Source organism: Sedimentitalea xiamensis (genome assembly GCF_030164465.1).
In the GTDB taxonomy this organism is placed as follows: Bacteria; Pseudomonadota; Alphaproteobacteria; order Rhodobacterales; family Rhodobacteraceae; genus Sedimentitalea; species Sedimentitalea xiamensis.
Genome location: NZ_JASNJE010000002.1, coordinates 159,827 through 181,242, shown reverse-complemented (window position 1 = coordinate 181,242; position 21,416 = coordinate 159,827). Strand labels below are relative to the sequence as shown.

The 21,416-nt window shown below is 64.1% G+C and carries 7 protein-coding genes (1 of these 7 cut by a window edge); 6 read left to right on the top strand and 1 reads right to left on the bottom strand.

Going from position 1 to position 21,416, the window contains the following annotated elements:
- Window positions 1-67: 67 nt before the first annotated feature.
- Window positions 68-502, bottom strand: coding sequence for a hypothetical protein (locus QO034_RS02580; RefSeq protein ID WP_284483941.1), 435 nt, complete (start codon window positions 500-502; stop codon window positions 68-70).
- A 69-nt stretch (window positions 503-571) separates the two neighbouring features.
- Here QO034_RS02580 and QO034_RS02575 point away from each other — a divergent pair, with 69 nt between their 5' ends.
- From QO034_RS02575 to QO034_RS02550, 6 genes are all read left to right on the top strand, one after another.
- A complete protein-coding gene (locus QO034_RS02575) occupies window positions 572-2,440 on the top strand; it encodes an HlyD family efflux transporter periplasmic adaptor subunit (RefSeq protein WP_284483940.1) in 1,869 nt (622 codons plus the stop codon).
- Complete coding sequence (locus QO034_RS02570) at window positions 2,428-4,608, top strand: efflux RND transporter periplasmic adaptor subunit (RefSeq protein ID WP_284483939.1); 2,181 nt, start codon at window positions 2,428-2,430, stop codon at window positions 4,606-4,608. The genes QO034_RS02575 and QO034_RS02570 overlap by 13 nt, the downstream gene beginning before the upstream one ends.
- A gap of 36 nt (window positions 4,609-4,644) precedes the next feature.
- Window positions 4,645-5,442, top strand: a complete 798-nt coding sequence (locus tag QO034_RS02565; RefSeq protein WP_284483938.1) for a SapC family protein — start codon at window positions 4,645-4,647, stop codon at window positions 5,440-5,442.
- Window positions 5,443-5,447: 5 nt separating this feature from the next.
- Complete coding sequence (locus tag QO034_RS02560) at window positions 5,448-7,439, top strand: preprotein translocase subunit SecA (protein ID WP_284483937.1); 1,992 nt, start codon at window positions 5,448-5,450, stop codon at window positions 7,437-7,439.
- The gene (locus QO034_RS02555; RefSeq protein WP_284483936.1) at window positions 7,436-8,233 is read left to right on the top strand and encodes an efflux RND transporter periplasmic adaptor subunit; all 798 of its coding nucleotides are present in this window, start codon (window positions 7,436-7,438) and stop codon (window positions 8,231-8,233) included. Before QO034_RS02560 ends, QO034_RS02555 begins: the two co-directional genes overlap by 4 nt.
- 423 nt (window positions 8,234-8,656) lie before the next feature.
- Window positions 8,657-21,416, top strand: the 5' end (the start) of a protein-coding gene (locus QO034_RS02550; RefSeq protein ID WP_284483935.1) for a matrixin family metalloprotease. 16,109 nt of this gene lie beyond the right edge of the window; 12,760 of the gene's 28,869 nt are visible here — the first part of the coding sequence; the start codon lies at window positions 8,657-8,659; its stop codon lies beyond the right edge, outside the window.

Sequence of the window (21,416 nt, the reverse complement as noted above, 5' to 3'; positions counted from 1 at the left end):
ATTATCTTCTATGAAGTTGGGAGCCCATTGGACGCCATTCCTGGCGAATCCAATTGATAAAAATCAATCAGAGGCTGTCATTCTTCGTCAGAATCAAAACAAGACGCGGGGTCTCGTGGAACGGCGGCGAAACCCGGTTCCGGGCTGTCGGCGGCTGTGACTGACCCGTGCGACGGATCTGGCCGACGGTGGAACCGAACCTTCCACGACCATCGACCGATCTTGCCGCGACATCGAAGGAAGCATTCGATGCAGGGCTGTCGACCCCGTGGACTGTCGCGATGGCGACGGGGTCCACCGCACGAGTTTGCGGATCGGATTTCCAGCCGGGTGAAAGGGGGCGAATGACGGGCAGGCGGATATCATGTTCTTGTGCCGCTTGGCAAAACGGGTGGGCGCTGCAACACTGCTCACGATTCGTGTTGTGCGGGTCTCGCGCTTTGCAAGCCGTTTCTTCGCCGGTGAGGCGGAGAAACAGGGCCGGGCTCGGAAAGGTCGTCATGGAACAATCCGCAGGCGATGGGACGCCGTCATCCGGTTCGGACACGTTCTTTGGTGAGGGTATCCGATATTGAGTGACATCCGTCAGACAAGCAGCCTTGAAGAACGCGAAAACGGGGCGGAGATTTCCTACGCGATTCTGGACCAGACGATCTGGTCCCGCTTTCAGGGCGCGGAGTCCGTCGGCGAATACCTGGAGTCCTGGCTCGGCCTGTTGATGCGCCAGGTCGATGGCATGGCGACGGGACTGCTGGTCGCGACCGAAACCCTGGACGCCGGGCCGTTTGAGCCGGTGGCCAACTGGCCCGCCGGTCTCGCCGTCGATGAAAGTCTGACAAGGGCCGCGGCCGAAGCGGTGCGCACGCGGCAAAGCGTCGTTTTCGGCGAGGACACCGACCAGCGCATCCTGGCCTGCCCGATCATCGCCCTGGATGGATTGTTCGGGGCGATCGCCGTCCATGTGCCGAAGTCGGGCGTTCCCACGTCCACCCTGTTCCGGCGTATCCAGTGGGGCGCGAGCTGGATCGAGATCCTGCTGCGTCGGGAACAGGAGGCCAAGGACGGCGACTTGCGTGAACGCGTCACCGTGGCTTTCGACATGTTGGCGACCTTGCTTGAGCAGCCGCACCTGCAAGAAGCGGCCTCTGCTCTGGTGACGGAACTGGCCCGCAGGCTCGACTGTGAAGCGGTCAGTCTCGGGCTGCGGAAGCGGCGCGGCATCAAGGTCCAGGCGGTGTCGAGCGCGGCCAGTTTCGGACGGCGGGCCAGTCTGATCCGGGAAGTCGCGCATGCGATGGTCGAGGCCACGGATCAGGAGGCCGTCATCCTGTGGCCGGCGCCGGAAGACTGGGAATTCCGCGTGTCCATCGCCCACGGCGATCTGGCGAAATCCCACGACGTGGGTCATGTCCTGACAATACCGCTCGTGTCCAATGACGACATCATCGGCGCGCTGACTTTCGAACGGCGCGAAGATCTTCCCTTTTCGCCGCGCGACATAGAAGTGGCGGATGGCGTCGCCAGCATCGCCGGCCCGATCATCGAAGACCGGCGGCTTGCGGACCGGTGGCTGCCGCACAAGATCGCGGCGACCGGCCTGCGATATGCCAAGGCCCTTCTGGGGCCGTCGCATTTCGGTCTGAAGCTGTCCACCCTCGTCGCCGGCGCCGTTGCCGCGACCCTGTGGTACACGACCGTCGATTATTCGGTCAGCGCCCCGGCCCGGCTCGAGGGAACGATCCAGCGCAGCGTGGTCGCCCCCTTCAACGGGTATCTGGCGACGCAACGGGCCAGGGCGGGCGATCTGGTGGACCAGGACCAGGTGCTGGCCGTGCTGGACGAAAAGGACCTGTCGCTCGAACGTTTGCGGCTTGGCACCGCGCTGAGCCAGCGCCGCCGGGAACTGTCGCGGGCCATCGCCGGGCGGGACCCCGCGGAGGCCAATATCATCCGTGCGCAGATCGAGCAGGCCGAAGCGCAGATCCTGCTGATCGACGAACAGCTCGCCCGGACCCGGATCACCGCGCCCTTCGCGGGCTATGTGGTCGAAGGCGACCTGTCGCAATCCGTGGGCGCGTCGATCGAACGGGGCCAGACACTGTTCCGGATCGCGCCGCTGGACGGTTTTCGCGTTGTGCTGGAAATCGGCGAGGGCGACATTCGCGCAATAGAACCGGGCCAGACCGGGACGCTGCGCCTGTCGGCCTTTCCCGAACGGCCGCTGGATTACGAGGTGAACCTGATCACCCCGCTGGCCCGCCAGGGCGACGGCAGGAACTTCTTCCGGGTCGAGGCGAAACTGCTCGGGGATATCGACAAGCTGCGGCCCGGAATGGAAGGGATTTCGCGGACGACGATCGAAGAGCGCCGCCTGGGCTGGGTTCTGGTGCATGACCTCGTCGATTGGTTCCGGCTTAGGCTGTGGGCATGGCAGCCATGAGCGGCAACCGCAACTGGACCAGCGCCTCCTGGTATCGCGTCTCCGATTTCCGGCCGCGTTTGCGGGCACATGCACGCATTCACCGGCATCTCTACCGGGGCGACGTCTGGTATGTTCTGCAGGACCGCGCCTCGGGCCGGTTTCACCGGTTCCGCCCCGAAGCCTATCGGCTGATCGCCATGATGGACGGCACCCGCACGCTCGATGACATCTGGGAAGACGCCGTCAGGACCATGGACATCGACGCGGTGACGCAGGACGAACTCGTCCGGCTGGTCGGGCAGCTCTACTCCGCCGACGTCCTGACGGGGGACGTGCCGCCAGACATCGTCGAACTGTCGGATCGCGGGCGTCGCACGCGGCGCAGCAAGATCGTCAAGAGCATCCTGAACCCGCTCGCCCTGCGTGTTCCGATCCTGGATCCGGACGGGTTCCTGACCGCCACGATGCCGATCGTGCGCCCGCTGTTCTCGTGGTTCGGCTGGCTGATGTTTTTCTGTGTCACCGGCTATGCCGTCGTGCTCGCGGCATTGAACTTCGAACCGCTGATGGAAAACGCGGCGGATCGGATCCTGTCGGCGGACAACCTGGTCCTGCTGCTGATCGCCTATCCCGTGATCAAGGGGTTTCACGAACTCGGCCATTCCTACGCCATCAAGCGATGGGACGGAGAAGTCCACGAGATCGGCATCATGTTCCTGGTGTTCATGCCGGTTCCCTATGTCGACGCCTCGTCGAGCATCGCGTTTCAGAACAAATGGCACCGCGCCCTGGTGGGGGCTGCGGGAATCCTCGTCGAGATGTTCCTGGCGGCGGTGGCGATGATCGTCTGGGCCGGCGCCGAAGAAGGTCTGATCCGCGCCTTCGCCTTCAACGTCATGCTGATCGGCGGGGTTTCCACGCTTCTCTTCAACGGCAACCCGCTGTTGCGGTTCGATGGTTATTACGTGCTTTGTGACATCATCGAAATTCCCAATCTGGCCCAGAGGGCCAACAAGTATCTGGGCTATCTCGTCCAGCGCTATGTCTTCGGGACCGCCTATGCGGAAAACCCGGTGACGGCGCGGCGGGAACGCGGGTGGTTCGTCTTTTACGCCATTGCCGCCTATGCCTATCGCCTTGTCATAACCGCGGCGATCATCGGGCTGGTCGCGACGCGCTTCTTCGTCGTCGGCATCCTGCTGGCGATCTGGGCGCTGTTCCTGATGCTTGTCCTTCCGGTGCTCAAGGGCATCTGGTTCCTCTTTACCAGCCCGACGCTGCGCCGCAGGCGCGGACGGGCGATCGGCGCCACCGGGATCGCCCTGGCCGGGCTGGCGATCCTGCTGCTGGTGGTTCCGGTTCCCTACAACACCGTCGCCGAGGGCATCGTCATGCCCCGGTCGGACGCCTATGCGAATGCCAAAGCAGACGGCATCGTGGACGCGGTTCTGGTGTCGGAAGGACAGCGGGTGCGCGCCGGCACGCCACTGATCCAGCTGGTCGATCCGCTTGTGTCGGCGCAATTGAAACTGGCCGGCTCGCGGATCAAGGAAATCGAAAGACGGATCGCGGCGCAGGACCTCTACGATCAGACAGCGGTCCGGATCATGGAGGAAGAGCTCAAGGCGTCCGAAGCGGATCGGGACCTGATCCTGCAACGGATGGACGAGATGGTCGTCCGGGCTCCGGCCGACGGGCAGGTGATCCTTCCGGTCGCGGCGGATCTTCCGGGCCGCTTTGCAAATCGCGGCGAGCTTCTGGCCATCGTGGCCGAATTCGAGGATCCGGTCGTCCGCGTCGCCGTCGCCGAGGCGCAGGCCGATCTCGTGCGCTCATCGACCCGCGCGCTCGACGTGCGCCTGTCGTCGGATCCCGACACCATCCATCAGGCAAGGGTTTCACGCACGCTGCCCGGCCTGACACATGCCTTGCCATCGCGCGCCCTGGCGACCGAAGGGGGGGGGCGCTATGCGCTCGACCCGGCTGTGCCGCGCGATCAGATCCTGGCGCTCGAACCCGTTCTTCTGCTTGATCTGGCGCTGGAAAACGCACCACAGTTGGCCGTGTATGGCGAGCGCGCGTATGTGCGGTTCAATCATGGGGAAACGCCGCTTGCCGCCCAGATCTACCGCGCCGGGGTGCGCGTCTTTCTGAAATACTTCTCATCGCTGGATGCGGGCATCTAGGCTTCAAGAACGATCAAACAGGAAAGGGAAATATTCATGACAACCCAACTGCTCTTTTACAAGAATGCGCGCCCGGTCACGGTGTCCGCGCATGGCGATCTCAGCGTTCGAGGCACGGACGGCTACGGCTTCGCATCGAAGGTGAATTCGGTGCCGCTTACCGCGATCGAATTCGCCGCCGCAGCGGGTCACTATCCGATCGTTTTCGCCGGCACCGAAGAGCGCGTCATGCCGGCGGTCATTCTGGGGGTCAAGGATCAGGAAAACTTCTTCGTGGACGAAGACGGCGCGTGGAAGGCCGGAACATACATCCCGGCGTTCGTGCGGCGGTATCCTTTCGTTTTTTCCACCGACAAGGCAAACAACAATTTCATTCTGAACATCGACGAGAACTATTCGGGCTGCAACCGCGACGGCAGCGGCGAGCGGCTTTTTGACAGCGACGGAAAACAGACGATCTACCTGCAGAATATCCTGCGCTTCCTGCAGGAATACCAGGGACAGTTCCGCAGAACCGAAGCCTATTGCAAGCGGCTCCTGGATCTGGGGCTGCTTCAGCCGATGCAGGCGCAGTTCAACCTGGCCGACGGCGCCCGCCGGTCGCTGTCCGGGTTCATGTCGGTCGATCGCGAAAAGCTGCGCGGAATCGATGATGAAACGCTGCGCCAGATGTTTGACACCGACGAACTGGAATGCACCTTTCTGCATCTTCATTCCACCCGTCATTTCCAGGCGATGCTGGCGCAGTTCGCCGGAAAGGAGTCCGGAGACGCGGCGCCCGAGGCCGGCGGCGAGACGCCGGATGCGGAAACGCTGGAAGCTGAAAGCACCTGAGCGGAATGTCTTCCACGCCGATGGTCGCAGGATTTGCGCCGCCGCAGGTCCGGTTCTATCCGGAACGCGCGGACAGGGATGCTCATTGGCTGGATGAACTGGGCGAGACCGCCTTGCGCGCGCTCGCCCAGCCCGCGCTGGCCGCCGTCGCGCCGGTGCGCTTCCGGTTCGACCTGAGACGGATCCACCGGCAGGCGCGAAATCTGACGGACCTGAACGATGCGGATTTCGATGCCGAGATTCTGCGGGCGCGGGTCGCCTTGCGACGGGACGTCCTGTCGTCCCGGTCGCTCTGGCGCGGGATTGCCCTGGCCCGTGAAACCACGTTCCGGGAACTGGGGCTGCGCCACCGCGACGTCCAGATCCGGGGCGCGCTCGCGATGCTTCGCGGGGCGCTGATCGAGATGGACACTGGCGAAGGCAAGACGATCACCGCCGCCCTCGCGGCGGCGACGGCCGCATTGGCCGGGATTCCGACCCATGTCATCACCGTGAACAACTATCTGGCGGAACGCGACGCGGAGAACCTGGGCCCGATCTATGAACGGCTTGGCCTGCGCACCGGCGTCATCCTCGAAGACATGTCGCCGGAGGACCGACGCCAGGTCTATCGGTCGGATATCGTCTATGCGTCCAACACGGAAATCGCCTTTGACTACCTGCGCGACCGGATCACCTTCGGCCGGGAAGGTCCGCGCGGCACGCGGGCAAAGCTGCGGCGCGTCACGCAACCTGCGGCATCGGACAACCCGGTCATGCGCGGGCTTTCCTATGCGATCGTCGACGAAGCCGACAGCGTTCTGGTCGATGAAGCACGCACGCCGCTGATCATTTCGCGGCGCAGCGACCCGGAGGCGGAGGCGGCTTGGACCAGCGTGGCGCTCGACATCGCGCGGTCCCTGGAACGCGGCAAGGATTTCATCGTCATCGGCGACGAACGCAGGCTCAAGCTGACCGATGCGGGCCGGGATTCCATCGGCCGACTCGCGGCGGGACGTCCGGGCATCTGGGAAAGCCCGATCCGCCGCGAGGAAGTGACCAGCCAGGCGCTATCGGTGCTCTATATCTTCAAGAACGGCGAGCATTATCTGGTCAACGACGGCAAGGTGCAGATCATCGACGAATACACCGGACGCCTGCAACCGGACCGGTCCTGGTCCGACGGGCTGCATCAATTGGTGGAAGCCAAGGAAAAGGTCGAGATCACGGGCCAGAATCTGGTGATGGCGCGAATGACCTACCAGCGGTTCTTTCGCAGGTATCTCCGGCTCGCCGGTATGACGGGAACCGCGCGGGAGGTTTCGGGCGAACTGCAATCCGTCTTCGGGTTGCACACGGTCAGAATTCCGCCGCACAAGAAATCGCGCCTTCGGTTCCGGCGTACGCGGATCTTTCGCACCACTGCTCGGAAATGGCGGTTCGTGGTGCGGGAAACGCAGCGGGAGATTGCGCTCGGGCGGCCCGTTCTGATCGGAACGCGGTCAGTCGCCGCGTCCCGCGAGGTTTCGACCGCATTGGAAGCGGCCGGTATCGCCCATGAGGTGCTCAACGCCGAAACCGTCGCTGAAAGTTCGAGGATCATTGCCCAAGCCGGGGGCGCAGGCCGTGTCACCGTCGCCACGAACATGGCCGGGCGCGGCGTCGATATCGCGCTTGACGAAAAAGTGGTCGGGGCGGGCGGGCTTCACGTCATCCTGACCGAACGGCACGATGCGGGCCGCATCGACCGACAGTTGGCGGGGCGCTGTGCGCGGCGCGGGGAACCCGGATCGGTGTCGACCGTCCTGTCGATGGAAGACGCGCTGCTGGATGTCATCGAGGCCCCGGTGGCAAAGGCGGTCGCGCGCGTTCCCTATATTTCGGTCTGGGTGCGGCTCCGGCTTTTCGACCGGGCGCAGAAGCGGGCCGAAAAGGTGCATGCGCGTGCGCGCAAGGATCTCGTCCGCCAGGACCGGCGGTTGAACCAGCTACTGTCATTCGCGGGAGGGATGGAATGAAACGCGCAGTTGCGATCTGCATTGCGGCACTGGCCGCGTCGCCATCGGCCGGCGAGGGATACGACTGCCTCATGGACCCGGCGGAGGTGATCGAACTGGGAAGCGCGGTCGCCGGGCTGCTCGACGAGGTGCTGGTGGACCGCGGCGACATCGTCACCAGGGGGCAGGTGGTCGCGCGTCTCAACTCTGCCGTCGAACAGAGCACTGTCGACCTGCTTCGCACCCGCGCGAATTCCACCGCGGTGATCGACGCCCAGGCGGAACAGCTCGCCATGGTGGAAAAACGGTTCGAGCGTATCAAGCAACTGCGCGAAAGGGGCGTCACCACGATCGAAGCCTACGATCAGGTGGAAGCCGAACGCATTGCGGCGCGCAGTCTGCTTTTCCAGGCCGAACTCAACCGTGAAATCGCGGAGAAGGAATTGCAGCGGGCGGAAATCGCGCTGGAACAACGCACCATTCGAAGCCCGGCGGACGGCGTCGTGGATTCACGTGATCTGGTGCCCGGCGAATACGTCGGGACCGACGATCATCTTCTGACGATCGTCAAGCATGATCCGCTGAAGATCGAAGCTTTCCTGCCTGTCGAGAAATACACCGGGATCGCGGTCGGAGACTTGGCCTCGGTGCATCCGGCAGAGCCGTTGCAGGGCAGTTTCACCGCGAAAGTCACCTCGATTGCCAGCGTCTTCGACGCGGCCAGCGCGACCTTCTCGGTGTTTCTTGAATTACCGAATCCGGATCGTCAGCTTCCTGCCGGGCACCGTTGCACGCTCACTTTCGACGCGATGTGACACGCCGCCTGGGTGCGAATCTCGCCTCAACCGCGCCGCCGCCGGATTGTCAGAGCAATCCAGTAAGGAACCAGAATAAAAAGAATTTTCTGCGATGGCCGTGTCAAGACTGCAAATGAATCATCGCATGTGATCTACTCGTCACAGCATACGAAAAGCCCGTGATCGCGCCGTCCGATTTCAAGCGTTTGTCACGGGTTCCGGTTGTCGTTCATTTTCATGCCGAACCGTTCTCAAGGCTATGAAAGTGATAGAAAAAGGGTCTGGACCATGGCTTTCCCATTTGGAAGCAAGGCGTTTTCCGTCGGTGCAAAAAAGATCGATCAACGCGACGTGAACTTTGCGAGATCGCGGCGCTCCTGGTTCTCGGCCGAATCACGACACCGGTTCCTTCGGACCTTCCGGGACGTTCGGGAAGGGCGTGTGCCAGTCAAGATATCGGCCGTCAAGATCGAATCACTTGAGCCGCGCTACCTGCTTTCGGCCGATCTCATCCCGATGTCCGACCTTGACGGCAGTGGCGGCGACAGCTGGACGCTGGAGTTCGACGCGACGGCGCTGGCCTTCAAGATCTACGACGACGAAACCGGGCAGCTGGTCGATGAAAAGGCCCTGGCCGATACGACCGACCTGCGGATCATCGGAACGGATGGGGCGGACCGTCTGACGCTGGACGTGTCGGGCGATTTCCCGGCCGGCGTGTCGATCCTGTTCGACGGCGGCCTGGGGGCGGATTCCGTCGCGGGACCGGCAGAGGATACCCAGTGGTATGTGGACGGTCAGAACGCGGGTCATGTGAAGGGGCTGCGGTTTGAAGCCGTCGAAACGCTCGAAGGCGCGGCGGACACCGACGACACGTTCAACGTCGCCGCAGGTTCGGGGCTGGACGGCGGCGTCGATGGCGGCGACCGGGGTTTTGACACCTTGCACATGGACACGCTTGGCGCGGACACGGTGGAATATATCGCGACCGGCCCGACCTCGGGCGAAGTCGTGGTCGATGGCGAGGCCCTTGTCTTTTCCGGACTCGAGCCGGTGACGCTCGTCAATTCCGGCCCGAACGTGGTCGTGGATCTTTCAGATGTCTCCGACAACGCGGTGGTGCGCCAGATCGGCGGCCAGATCGAGGTCGCCAACAACGAGGCGACGACGACCTTCGAGAAAGTCACCTTTGACCTTCCCGCCGACAGCATCGTCATCAACCTGAAGAACGATCAGGGGACGGTCTTTGCGGATCTTCTGCCGAATGTGCCGGAAATCGCCGGCATCGACCTGAACCAGTTCCTCGCGGGCGACCTTCTGACCTTCGAGGGGTCCATCGACCTGCTCGGTGCGGATCTGACGGTCAACGGCGACGATGGTGCCGGCGGCACCGATGGTCTGGATCAGGTCGTCTTCGACGGCACCCTGATCACGACCGGCGCGATCACCGTCAATGCCGAGACGATCACCGTCGCGGATACCGGGTCGGTCACCGGCGGCTCGATCGGTTTCAACGCCGATGCCGAGGGCAACGGGCTGATCCCTACCGGGCCGGTCGACGGGTTCATTCTGGCGGCTCCGGCAGCCACCATCGATATTCTGGGCGACGTGATCTCGACCGTCGGCGATATCGTGATGTCGGCCACGGCGCTTGTCGATGTGGCGGCGACCTCGTTCAGCCTGGGACCGATTGGCGGATCCGTCATCGTCGGGCTGCCCACGGCAGCCATCACTTTGGGAACGCTCGGCGACACGTTGACCGCCGCAGTGTTGACCGCCGCCGGATCGGTGGATCTGGACACAACTGTCACGGTGAATGTGACCGGCGAGGACACCGCGGACGGAGCGCCGGACGAGGATGTCGATATCGATGCCGCGGTGGCATTGACCACACTGTTCACCGATTCAACGATCGGCGTTTTCGGGGCGAGCACGGTAGATGCGGCGTCTACGGTCGACATGCATGCGACCACGACCCTGAATACGACCACCACTGCCGACGGTTCCGGCGGAACCGCGGGGGCGACGGTCGCAGTGACGGCGGCCGATGTGGAGACCTCGGTCGCGGTCAGGGATGACGCCTCCATCGGGGGCACGACCATGCCGACGACGGTGGCGCTCGCGGCGACAACGACAAGCACGCTGGCGACGACGGCAACCTCGACTGCGGGCGGCGCGGATGCCAGCGCGGGCGGAACCAACGAATCCGAGAAGCGGCTGAACGATCCCAACAAGGACGGCGCCACTTCCGACAAGGCGGAATCCTCGGGCGGCGACATTTCCTTTGCCGGGGCCGTTGTCGTGTCGATCTATCTGCCCGAAACCTCTGTCCTGGTCGATACCGGGGGTGGAATTTCCACCCAGGGGGCGGGCAGCGTCAGCCTGACCGCTTTGCAGACCGATACGATCACGGCGTCGGCCAGCGGCATCAATACCGGCGAAACCGCGACCGGTGTCGGCATTGCGGTGGGGATCGGCGTCGTCGATGCCGATGTTTCAACCCATCTCGGCGGCACCACGTCCTACAACACGTCCAGAGTGACCGCGACCGCGACACTGGATGGTTCCGGCGGCTACAGCATCACCACAGTGTCCGGGGCCGGAAATCCGAGCAAGACCAGCATCGCCGGGACCCTGATCCTGCATTTCGTCACGACCGACGTGGAATCGCTGGTTCTGGACGGTGCCCTGATCGAGTTCAACGGTGCGAACCTGTCGCTGGTCGCCAGCAGTACGACCAACGTCACGTCGAGCGCGACACCGAACGAAGACACCATGGGCGGGTCCGCCAGTCTCGGGATCGGCGCGGCCTTCGTTCTGTACAAGGGCGTCAACACCACGCGCGCGGAAATCGTCGGAGATGCGCTTGACGATGCCGACTATGCCGGGGCCGCGGAATCGGGTCTTGCGGTGCTGTCGCTCATGGCGACGGGCAACCACACCGACGCGACCACGGCCAAGGCCGGGACCAGCGGATCGGGGTCCGGCAACGGCACGACCGTCGGCGGCGCGATTGCCGTGGCCATCGTCGAAAACACCACCACGGCCGACCTCGGAACCAGCGGCAAGCTGGTTACGACGGGCAATATCTCTTCCGCTGCCGACAATACCGGCAGCAGCCTGACGCTCGCAGGGGGCGACGTGTCGGGCGGGGCGACGGCGATCGGCGCGGGGATCGCCCTGGCTTTCGTGGACAACCGGGCAACGTCCAAGGCGCGGCGCGACCTCGACAGCGGCGGCACCGTCACGCTGAAGGCGGACAATGCCGGTTCTTCCGTCGCCCAGTCCGTGGCGACAGCCGAGGGAGAAGAGGCCGACAAGGACGGCAAGAACGCGGATTCGCAGGCAGGCGACCAGGAAAACTTTGCCGGCACCAAGAGCGGCACCAATCTGAACAGCAAGAAGGGCGGCAAGGATACGACGGCGACCGGCAGCGGCGGCGGAAACGTCAGCGTCGCGGCGGCGCTGTCGCTGAATGTCACCAGCGCCACGGCCGTCACCGAGGTCGAAGACGTCACCATCGACGCGACCGGCGTGACGCTCGAGTCCACCAACAACATGGAGGCCGACGCCGTCGCCGACGGCACCGCGTCGGCGGGCAACGGGACCGGTGTCGGGATCGCGGTCGCGATCAATGTCGGGGCAATGACCAACACGGCGACCGTCGCCACCGGGGCCGACCTGAACCTTGGCGGCGACGGGATCACCCTGTCGGCCAAGATGCGCGATGTGAGCGGCGACACCACCCACGGTTCGGGCGCGTCGGCGCTGTCGGGCGTGTCCGGCACTGCCGACACCGGCGTCGCGGGATCCTTCGCGTTGTCGATCACCGACCTGGACACGCGGGCAGCGCTCGAGACGGGGTCTGACACGGATATCACCGGCGATGGCGACGTTCTGCTGGATGCGGAATCCAAGTCCGCTGCGCCAACGCGCGATGGCGCCGCAGATACTGCGGATGCCGTGACCGACGCCGTCGCCGCAGGAGCGACCAGCAGCGGCGCGAACACCACGGGCGTCGGAGTGTCGATCACGATCAATGTCGAAGACACGCATACGGAGGCCGAACTGGCCGACGGCGCGATCCTGACCGGCGCGAACGATCTGACGCTGGATGCGCTCGGTGATCACGAAACGCAGACCATCGCGAAATCCGGCGCGACCGGCGGCGGCACGACAGGGGCGGGATCGCTTGTCGTCGCGGTCGTCAACCGCGAGACCCGCGCCCGCATCGGGACCGGCGGGACTCTGACGATCGGCGGGACGCTGGACGCATCCGCCGACCATTCGGGCAAGAGCGTCGCGAAGGCGGACAGCCGGGTTCAGGGGTCCGGAACGGCGGTCGGTTTCACCGTCGGCGTCGCTTATGTCGAAGACGTGGGCAGCGTGTCGCTGGAGCGGAACGTCACGGCGGACGGCGCGGTCAAGATTGATGCGGATGCGGACGGTTCTTCGACCATGGAAGTCTTTGCCTCTGCCGATGGCGCGGACAAGACAAAGACCTCCAACACCCAGGCGGATCAGCAGAAGGACGACGCCACGGCGGTCGGCCAGAGCAAATCCAACGCATCGACGGGCGACAAGACCCTCACCGGTTCCAAGAGCGCCAACAAGAACGGAAATTCCGTGTCGGTCGCCGCGGCCATCGGCGTGAATGTCGCCAATCTGACGGCCTCTGCATCTATCGCGGACGGGCTGACGGTCATTGCGGACAATGACGCGAATGATGCCGGAACCGGCATCGTTTCGGTTACGACCAGCGCCAACCAGACGGCGACCACAAAGGCCGACGGCAGCGCCAAGTCCGAAGCCGGCGGCACCGCCGTTGGGATCGCGGTTTCCGTCAACGTCGCCCATATGTCGAACCGGGCAATCATCGGTGAAGACAGCATCATCACGGCCGACGGGCTGACCCTGGCCTCGACCATGCGATCGCTTCAGGGCGACGACAAACACAGCTACCTGGCGGAGGCCAAGTCCGGCGCGTCCAGCGGCAGCACGGGGGTCGCCGGTTCCTTCGCTCTCAGTTTCGCGGACACGAAGACCGAGGCGATCTTTGGCGCCGATCAGGACATGGTGGCCGGCGCCGATGCCGACCTGACGCTGAACGGCGGGACTGTCGATCTGGACGCCGCGAGCAATACCGAGAACACGACCAAGGCCGAAGGCACGTCGCAGGCCAAGAAGAAATCCGGAACCAGTGGCGGATTCAGCGCCGGCATCTCGATCGCGCTCGGGATTTCCCTGAACGATACGGTCGCCCGTTTCGAAGACGCTGCGTCGGTAACCGGAACGACCGACGGCTTCGCCATCGACGCCAAGAGCGACGACACCGTGACCACGGACGCCAAGGCGGGTTCGCAGGGTTCTGCCGCGACCAATGTCGGCGGCGCAGTGGCGGTGGCCTATGTCGAGAACGACACGGAAGCCGCAACCGGTAGCCAGGCCGTTGGCGATGGCGCGATCGGGCTCGGCGGCGGCGATTTTCGCGTCAAGGCGGAACATGACGGCACCGTCACGACAACGGCGGATGGGGTGGTGTCCGGCGGCAAGACCGGCATCGGCATTTCGCTGGCGCTGAATATCGTGCAAGTCGATACGGACGCTCTCGCGGGGCGCGACGTGTCCGGCGCCGGCACGGTCATGCTCGTCGCGGAGTCCGACGTCAACGTGACGTCCGAGGCGTTGGCGGGTGCGGAAGGCCAGTCCAGCAGCGGGGGTACTTCGGATCAGGAAACCACCGAAAACTCGAACTTCGCCAAGGATCAATCCGGCGGCTCGGCGACGCCCACCGCGAACGGAGACGCCAACGTCACCGACGGGTCGCTGGACCAGGCCGACAGCAACTCGACGGCTCAGTCCGGCAAGGCGACAGGCGGCCAGGGCGGCACGAAGGTCGCGGCATCGGTTGTCGTGAATTACCTGGATCTCGACAATACGGCGACCATCGAAAGCGGCGTTTCGATGACGGGAACCGGCGCTGTCACGGTCGCGGCGGATATGGCCGTGGACACGCGCGCCATCGCCAATTCCAAGGCCGTCGCGACCAACAATTCCAACGCGGTTTCGGCGGCCATCGGCGTGAACATCGCGGATTTGAAGAACGAGGTGGTGATCGAGAACACCGGCGTCGTTCTGTCGGGCAGCAGCGTCGAAGTGCGCGCGGTCACACCGGATGTCAACGATCCGAATACATTCCAGGTGCAGGCGCTCGCGGGTGCGGCCACCGGCAACAACGCGATCGCGGGTGGTATCGCGGTCAACTATGTCGATATCCAGTCGGACGTGGGAGTCGGCAACGGCGCGGCGCTCACAGGGTCCTCGGGCGACGTGATCGTCAAGGCGGAATCCTACAACGAGGTGCAGAACCTGGCCGGAGGCGCAGCACTCAGCTTCAAGGGCGGAACCGGCGTCGGCCTGGCCATAGCTGTCAATATTTTCAATAACTTCGACACCAAAGCGCGTATCGGGAGCAACGCCTCCCTGACCGCGAATGGCGGCGGGTCCGTGTCCGTCACCTCCAACGCGACCCTGGTTCCGAAATCGGACACCTTGCAGCTTCTGGACGATGGCAGCGATTCAGGCACGGATGCGGATGATCTGCTGACCTCGGTGAACCTGCCATTCACCAGCTTTGCCTCGGGCGTGGCTGCGGGCAACAGCGGCACCGCGGTGGGCGGATCGGTCAACGTCAATGTCGTGCTGATGGAAACGGAAGCGACCATCGGGTTCAATGCCACGCTTGACGCCGCAGATGCGGTGACCGTCAGCGCCATTGATGTGGTCGAGATATTCACCGGCGCGGGCGGACTTGGAATTTCGCTTGGGAACAGCGGTGTAGGGATCGGTCTTGATGTAAACGTCATCACCCGCGACACGCTGGCCGAAGTCGGCGCGCGTGCCGACCTGATCGCCGGGTCCGGCAATATCATCGTGAAGGCCGATAGCGACGACACGGTCACGTCAATCGCGGCGACCTTCGGCGCCAGCGGCGGCGCGACGGCGGTGGCGGCCTCGATCGGGGTCGTCGTGTTCTTCACCGACACCCAGGCCATCGTGCGAAATGGCGGAAGCCTCGCCGCGAACAACACTGTTCTGGATGCCGGCGGCAACGTATCGGTGCTTGCCGAAAGCGATGCCGATGTCTTCATGCTCGCGGGCGGCGTGGCCTTCAGCCTCGGCGGCGCGGGCGCGGGCGTGTCCAGCACCACGCTGGTTCACGAGGATACCGTGAGGGCTGTCATCGAAGGCAATGCCAAGCTGATCACCGGCGGTAACGTCGGCCTGAAGGTGAACGCCGCGTCGCGCGATGACATCACGTTGATCGCGGCGGCGGCCGGCGTATCCACCGGCAGCGCGGCGGTCGGCGGCTCCGTCGTCGTTTCGGTCCTGACCGAGACGACCGAAGCCTCCATCGGCCGCGGCACGACCATAGTGGCGCAGGATCCGGACGAAGATCCGGACGTGGCGGTGAAAGCCTCCGATGTGACGGACATGCTGGCCATCGCCGGTTCCGTCGCGGCCTCGGCCGGCAGCGCGGGCGTGGGGGCGGGCGTGAACGTGCACACGCTGACCAAGACGACCACCGCCTTCATCGACAACGATGTCGAGGCGGATGTGGACGGCAACGTCACCGTCGATGCGGTGAGCACCGAGGATATCTCCACGGTCTCGGCATCGGCGTCGGCCTCCACCAGCGCCTCGGTCAACCTGACCGCGGATGTGTTCATCCTGACCCTGACGACCCGGGCGTTCATCGGCGACGACCCGCGGCTGTATGACGATCCCAACGATTACGACGACGCGCTCGCCGGGGCGGATATCCATGCGAACGGATCGGTCCGGGTGGAAGCTGTCGACGAGACGGAACTCGACCTGATCGTCGGCGGCATCTCGATCGGCGGCAGCGCCGGTGTCGGCATTGCCGCCGGTGTCGCGGTCGTCAACAAGGTGACGGAATCCTTCATCGGGGCAGACTCCAGCGTCACCGGCCTCGGCACCAAGGCACTCCTGGCGCGCACCGGCAAATACACAGCGCATTACGAAACCGAAGACGCGTCCATGGACAGCACTGCGTTCGAGGCCAGCGCCGCCTCCGCGCCGACCAAGGACGCCTTGCGGTCGAATGCGCCGAAAAAGGACGATCTGGAAGTCGGGACAGGCCAGAATTCGGATGTGACGGGGCAGGTACAGAGCGACTACGATGGCGATGGCACCGACGATGCCGGCGCCAACAGCGCCGACGGGCTGACGAAGAAGCGGGTCAGCGGTGCCGCGACCAACGCTAATTTCCAGGGCGTCGCGGTGACGGCCAGCGCCAAGGATGACATCGAAGCCTTCGCGATCAGCGGTGCCGGCAGCGGCACGGTGGGCGTCGCGGTCGGGGCCGCCGTGAATGTCATCAATTCGGACACGTCAAGCTTTGTCGGCGCGGGGGCGTCGATCAACCAGCATGCGGGGACGCCGACGGGGGCACAGTCCGTCATTGTCGGCGCGGCGTCGGATTTCAACCATGTCGGCGTCGGCGTCGGCGCGGCATTCGCCGGCACCGCGGCGGCTTCGCCGGGCGTCGATGTGTCGGTCGTGGATCTCAACACCAAGGCCTGGATCGGCGCGGGATCGACCATCGACGCGTCCGATGACGTCGTCGTGCGCGCCAAGTCGCAGGCGGATTTCGTCGTGGTATCCTTCGGTGTCGCGCTCAGCGGCACCGGCGCGGTCGGTGGCGGCGTCAGCGTCGTCAAGCTCACGGATGTGACCTCGGCCAAGATCTTCAGCTCGGCGAGCGATATCACCGACATCCAGGCCGGCGGCGATGTCGTCGTTCAGGCGCAGGATGACAGTTCCATGCTGATGGTGTCGGGCGCGGTGGCGGTCGGCATCGGCGGAGGCGGGGTCGGCGCGGGTGTCGGCGTGATGCTGTTTGACAAGGACACGACCGCCGAGATCGGCGATTACGCCAAGATCGACGCGGGCGGCAACGGCGACAACGGCGTGGATGACGTTCTTCTGGACGGGCTGGACCAGAATGACGGCAGTTTCAATCGCGGCACGGCGCACGGTCTCGTGGTTCAGGCGGACAGCACCGAAAGCCTGCTGAACATCGGCGTCGCCGCCGCGGGCGGCATCTATGCCGGCGTTGCCGGCGCGGTGACGGTCAGTCTGATCGACAGCGATGCCACCGCGCGCATCGGCGAGAACGCCATGATCAACACCCGCAACGCACTGACGGCGGACACCCAGGATCAGGGCGTCTATGTGGGCGCATCCAACGATGTCAGCCTGATCGACGCGGCGGGCAGCGTCGGCGTCGGTATCGCCGGGATTGCCGGCGCGGTCAGCTTCGGCACCATGAAGAATGACGTGAATGCGTCGATCGGGACCGGAACGGTTCTCAACACAAAGACCGATCTCAGCGTCAATGCGCTGGCCAAGCGCAAGCTCGAAGGGTTCACCATCGCCGGGGCGGGCGGTGTCGTGGGTCTCGCCGCGTCGATCAACGTCTGGTCGATCGGCGAGAACTTCAGCGCGGTCTATGACAATTCCGAGAACGAGAACACGGACGGCAGCAATGCCAACACGTCTCAGAACGCGCTGGAGGACGACAGCGATTCCAACAACGCATCCTCCGTCACCCAGGGCGAGGTCGACGGCACGTCGGACGACATCAACACCGGTCTCACGAGCCTGGACGATTCCAGTTCCAGTCCCGACGTCGAGGCGAATTCGGCCGATGATCGCGCGGCAAAGTCGCTGGACGGCCTCGCGGTCACATTGGGCGAGGATGACAACAGTTTCTCCGGCTCTGACATGAACAGCGCCCTTACGGCGGCGGCGGCGGGTCCGCAGCGCGGGGTCAACGCGATTGTCGAGGGCGGCGTGACGGTCAATGCCGGCGATGACGTGAATGTCGATGCGTCCGAGGAAATCACCGTCAAGGTTCTGGACGGCGCGGTCGCCGTCGGGGTGGCGAGTGCCGGGGCAGCCGTTACCGTGCTCAACGTCACCAGCAAGGTTCAGGCAAAGCTTGGCGGGACGATCAGTGCCCAGGGCGACATTACGGTCGGCGGCTATGGCAAGCGGGATATCGACTATACCGCCTTTGTCGGATCCGGCGGGCTCGCGGCGCTTGGCGGTGCGGTGACGGTGATCAACGACAACAGCACCCTGCTGGCCGAGGTTTCCGACAATTCGATCATTCGTGACGCATCGAGTCTGTCGGTCCTCGCGGTCACGGATCAGGATTTCAAGTCCAACACGGTGGGCATCCAGGTCGGCGTGGCTGCGATTGGCGTGGCGTTCAGCAAGATCAGCGCCGACGACAACAATGCGAACACGATCGAAACCCATGCCCGGATCGGCAAGAATGTCGATATCGGATTGTCGACTCAACTGCCGGGCTTGCCGGGACAGGATCCGATCATTGTCGATCACGAGGTCGGCGATATATCCGTCAAGGCGCTTTCCACGATCGATTTCGATGTCGACCTGACGGCGGGATCGGCGGGCGGCTTTGCCGGGTCGTTCAACTTCGTGTTCGTGGACAATGAATCCAAGGTTCACGCCGAAATCGACAACAATGTCGACATCGACTCGGATGGCCAGATCGAAGTGCAGTCGCGCGCCTCGCACAAGGCCGATGTGGATATCGTCGGCGTCACTGTCGGCGTCGGCGCGGCGGGTGTCACGCTGGGCCGGGCGATATTCAACTCCGACGTCCGGGCGCGGGTCGGCCACAACCTGAAATCCGACAGCGAGGGCTTGGACGTGGTCGCGTTGTACAACCACACGCGACAGAATGACGGCAGCATCACCAAGGACAGCAACCGCGGCGTGTTTGTCGAAACCGGTGCTGGCGGTGGCGGATTGTTCTCGGGGCAGGGGTCGGTGCCGACCGCCGAGGACAATACCGATGTCATAGCGATCGTTGCGGCGGATGCGGATGATACGACCTTTGGCGACATCGACACCGGCGCGGGCGACGTTCTGGTCGATGCGCATGGCGCGTTCTACACCGGAGCCGAGGCCTTTGCCTTCTCGATCGGCGCGGTGGCGGCCGGGGCCTCCATCGCCAACGCCAAATCGCGCGGCAGCGTCAAGGCAAACATGAACGGCGACATCACGGGTGGCCAGAACGTGACCGTGCAGGCCGTTGCCGTGTCCGATGCGGTGGCCAGAGCGGAAGCCGCGGGTGGTGGCCTGATCGAAATCACGATCCCGGTGTCCTATGCCGAAGTGACCCCCACCATCGAGGCGTCGATCGGCGACGACGCGACGACGACCGTATCGGGCGACATCAAGGTCAACGCGGTCTCGGACGGCAATGCGGATGCGTCCGGATCGGCCAAGGCCGGTTCATTGGCCGGCGTCGGTTCGATGGAAGTGACCAGCGTGGTTTCGCCGGCGCTGACCGCCTTCGTGGGCAGCGGCGCGACCATCGGCGGGGCGACGCTGGATATCAACGCGCAGCACAATTTCGAAGTTCCGGCGGCCCGCAAGTCCAAGGCCTTCAGCGAAGCCGGCAAGATTTCGGCGCTCGGATTCCAGTTCACTGAATCCCGCGCCATCGCGTCGGCGACGCTTGACAGCTATCTGGGCGGCGATGCGACGGTGACGCTGGACGGGGCGTTGACCATTTCCGCGAAAGGCGTCAACAACGCGGATTCCGATGTCGAAAGCCTGAATGTCGGCATCATCGTCAGCGCCGGCGAGGCCGACACCTATGCCGAGGCGAACGGATCGTCCAAGGCCGGGATCAAGGCGTCGTCGATGACCTATGCCACGCCGAAGATCCAGGTTGGCGGCATCGGCATCGTCGCGACAACCAGCGATACGGCCAACGCAAAGACAGTCGCGGCGGCGGGCGGGCTGGTTTCGGCCTCGTCCAACAGCGCCGTGGCCTATGCCAATTCCAGGGAGAACAGCAGCAACTGGGATCCGCTGAGCGACGATGACAGCGATTTCACCTTCGATTCCACCTATGTCGCGGCGAGCGGGTATATCGCGGGCAACAGCGCGATCCTCGTGACGGACGACAATGGCGGCTCCGGCGATATCTCGATCACTGCCGGCGCCAAGCCGCAGGCCGACGCGTTCGTGAAGGGCACCTCGGGCGGGGGCGTCGATGTCGGCGGTTCCTTCGCCGTGGCACGTCTGGAACCGGTGGTTTCGGCCACTATCGACAGCGGCGCCGTTGTCGATGCCGAAGGGTCCGTCGCGCTCGACGCGTCGGCGACACCGGGCACGGGCGTGGTTCCCACGTTCGAGATCGATGGCATCAGCACGGGTGACGATACGCTCAACGTCGTGGCGCACGGGCTCGAAAGCGGGCAGCTTGTCGAATATGTCGACGACGGCGGCGTCATCGGCGGTCTGGATGCCTTCGTGACCGAAGATATCCTCGATTCAAACGGCAATCCGACTACGGAGAATTTCAACCGCGAATATGCGGTGATCGTCATCGACGACAACAACATCGCGTTCGGCGCCGAATTCGACGGGGCGACGGTCAATCCGCTGACCGAGGAAATCACCTTTGAGTCCGAGCACGGATTCCGTTCGGGTGACAAGGTCATCTACCGTTCGGCGGGCGCGGATCTGCCGGGCCTGGACAGCAGCAATCCCGATCCGTACTACGTGATCGTCGTGGACGCGCTGACGATCAAGCTGACCACGAGCCTCGCCATCGCGCTCAATCCCGAAAGCGCCTACAAATCCTTCCTTCCGTCCAGCGTCGACGATATCGGCAATGCCTCCGCGACCGAGAACAACACCATCTTTGGCTTCAGCCACGGATTCACCGACAATCAGGCCGTGACCTACGAGGCGCCGGAGGCCCTGATCTTCACCGAACGTCAGGTCGATGTCGATCAAAGCGGCACGATCTCCGGCGGCTACCTGGATCTGACGACGGTGGATAACGACTATATCCGCTTCTCGATCAACGACGGGTCGACCAACGAGGGCAAGCCGTTCAACCATGGTTTGCAGGACAATGACATCGTCCTTTACCGCGTTGAATTCGTGGACGATTCCACGAATCCGATTGACGATGACGGCAACGATCTGCCGGGATACACCGATCCGGGCGCAACGCCGATCGGCGGTCTTGACGACAACACGCTCTATCGCGTGGTGAAGATCAACGACAGCACCATCGCGCTGAAGCGCGCCTTTGCCGAGAATGTCAGCGTCTATTACG

Bases quoted from the DNA above. Each gene is read 5' to 3' on its own strand.
- QO034_RS02580 (WP_284483941.1), bottom strand. From the start codon at position 502: ATGACGACCTTTCCGAGCCCGGCCCTGTTTCTCCGCCTCACCGGCGAA.
- QO034_RS02570 (WP_284483939.1), top strand. From the start codon at position 2,428: ATGGCAGCCATGAGCGGCAACCGCAACTGGACCAGCGCCTCCTGGTAT.
- QO034_RS02565 (WP_284483938.1), top strand. From the start codon at position 4,645: ATGACAACCCAACTGCTCTTTTACAAGAATGCGCGCCCGGTCACGGTG.
- QO034_RS02560 (WP_284483937.1), top strand. From the start codon at position 5,448: ATGTCTTCCACGCCGATGGTCGCAGGATTTGCGCCGCCGCAGGTCCGG.
- QO034_RS02555 (WP_284483936.1), top strand. From the start codon at position 7,436: ATGAAACGCGCAGTTGCGATCTGCATTGCGGCACTGGCCGCGTCGCCA.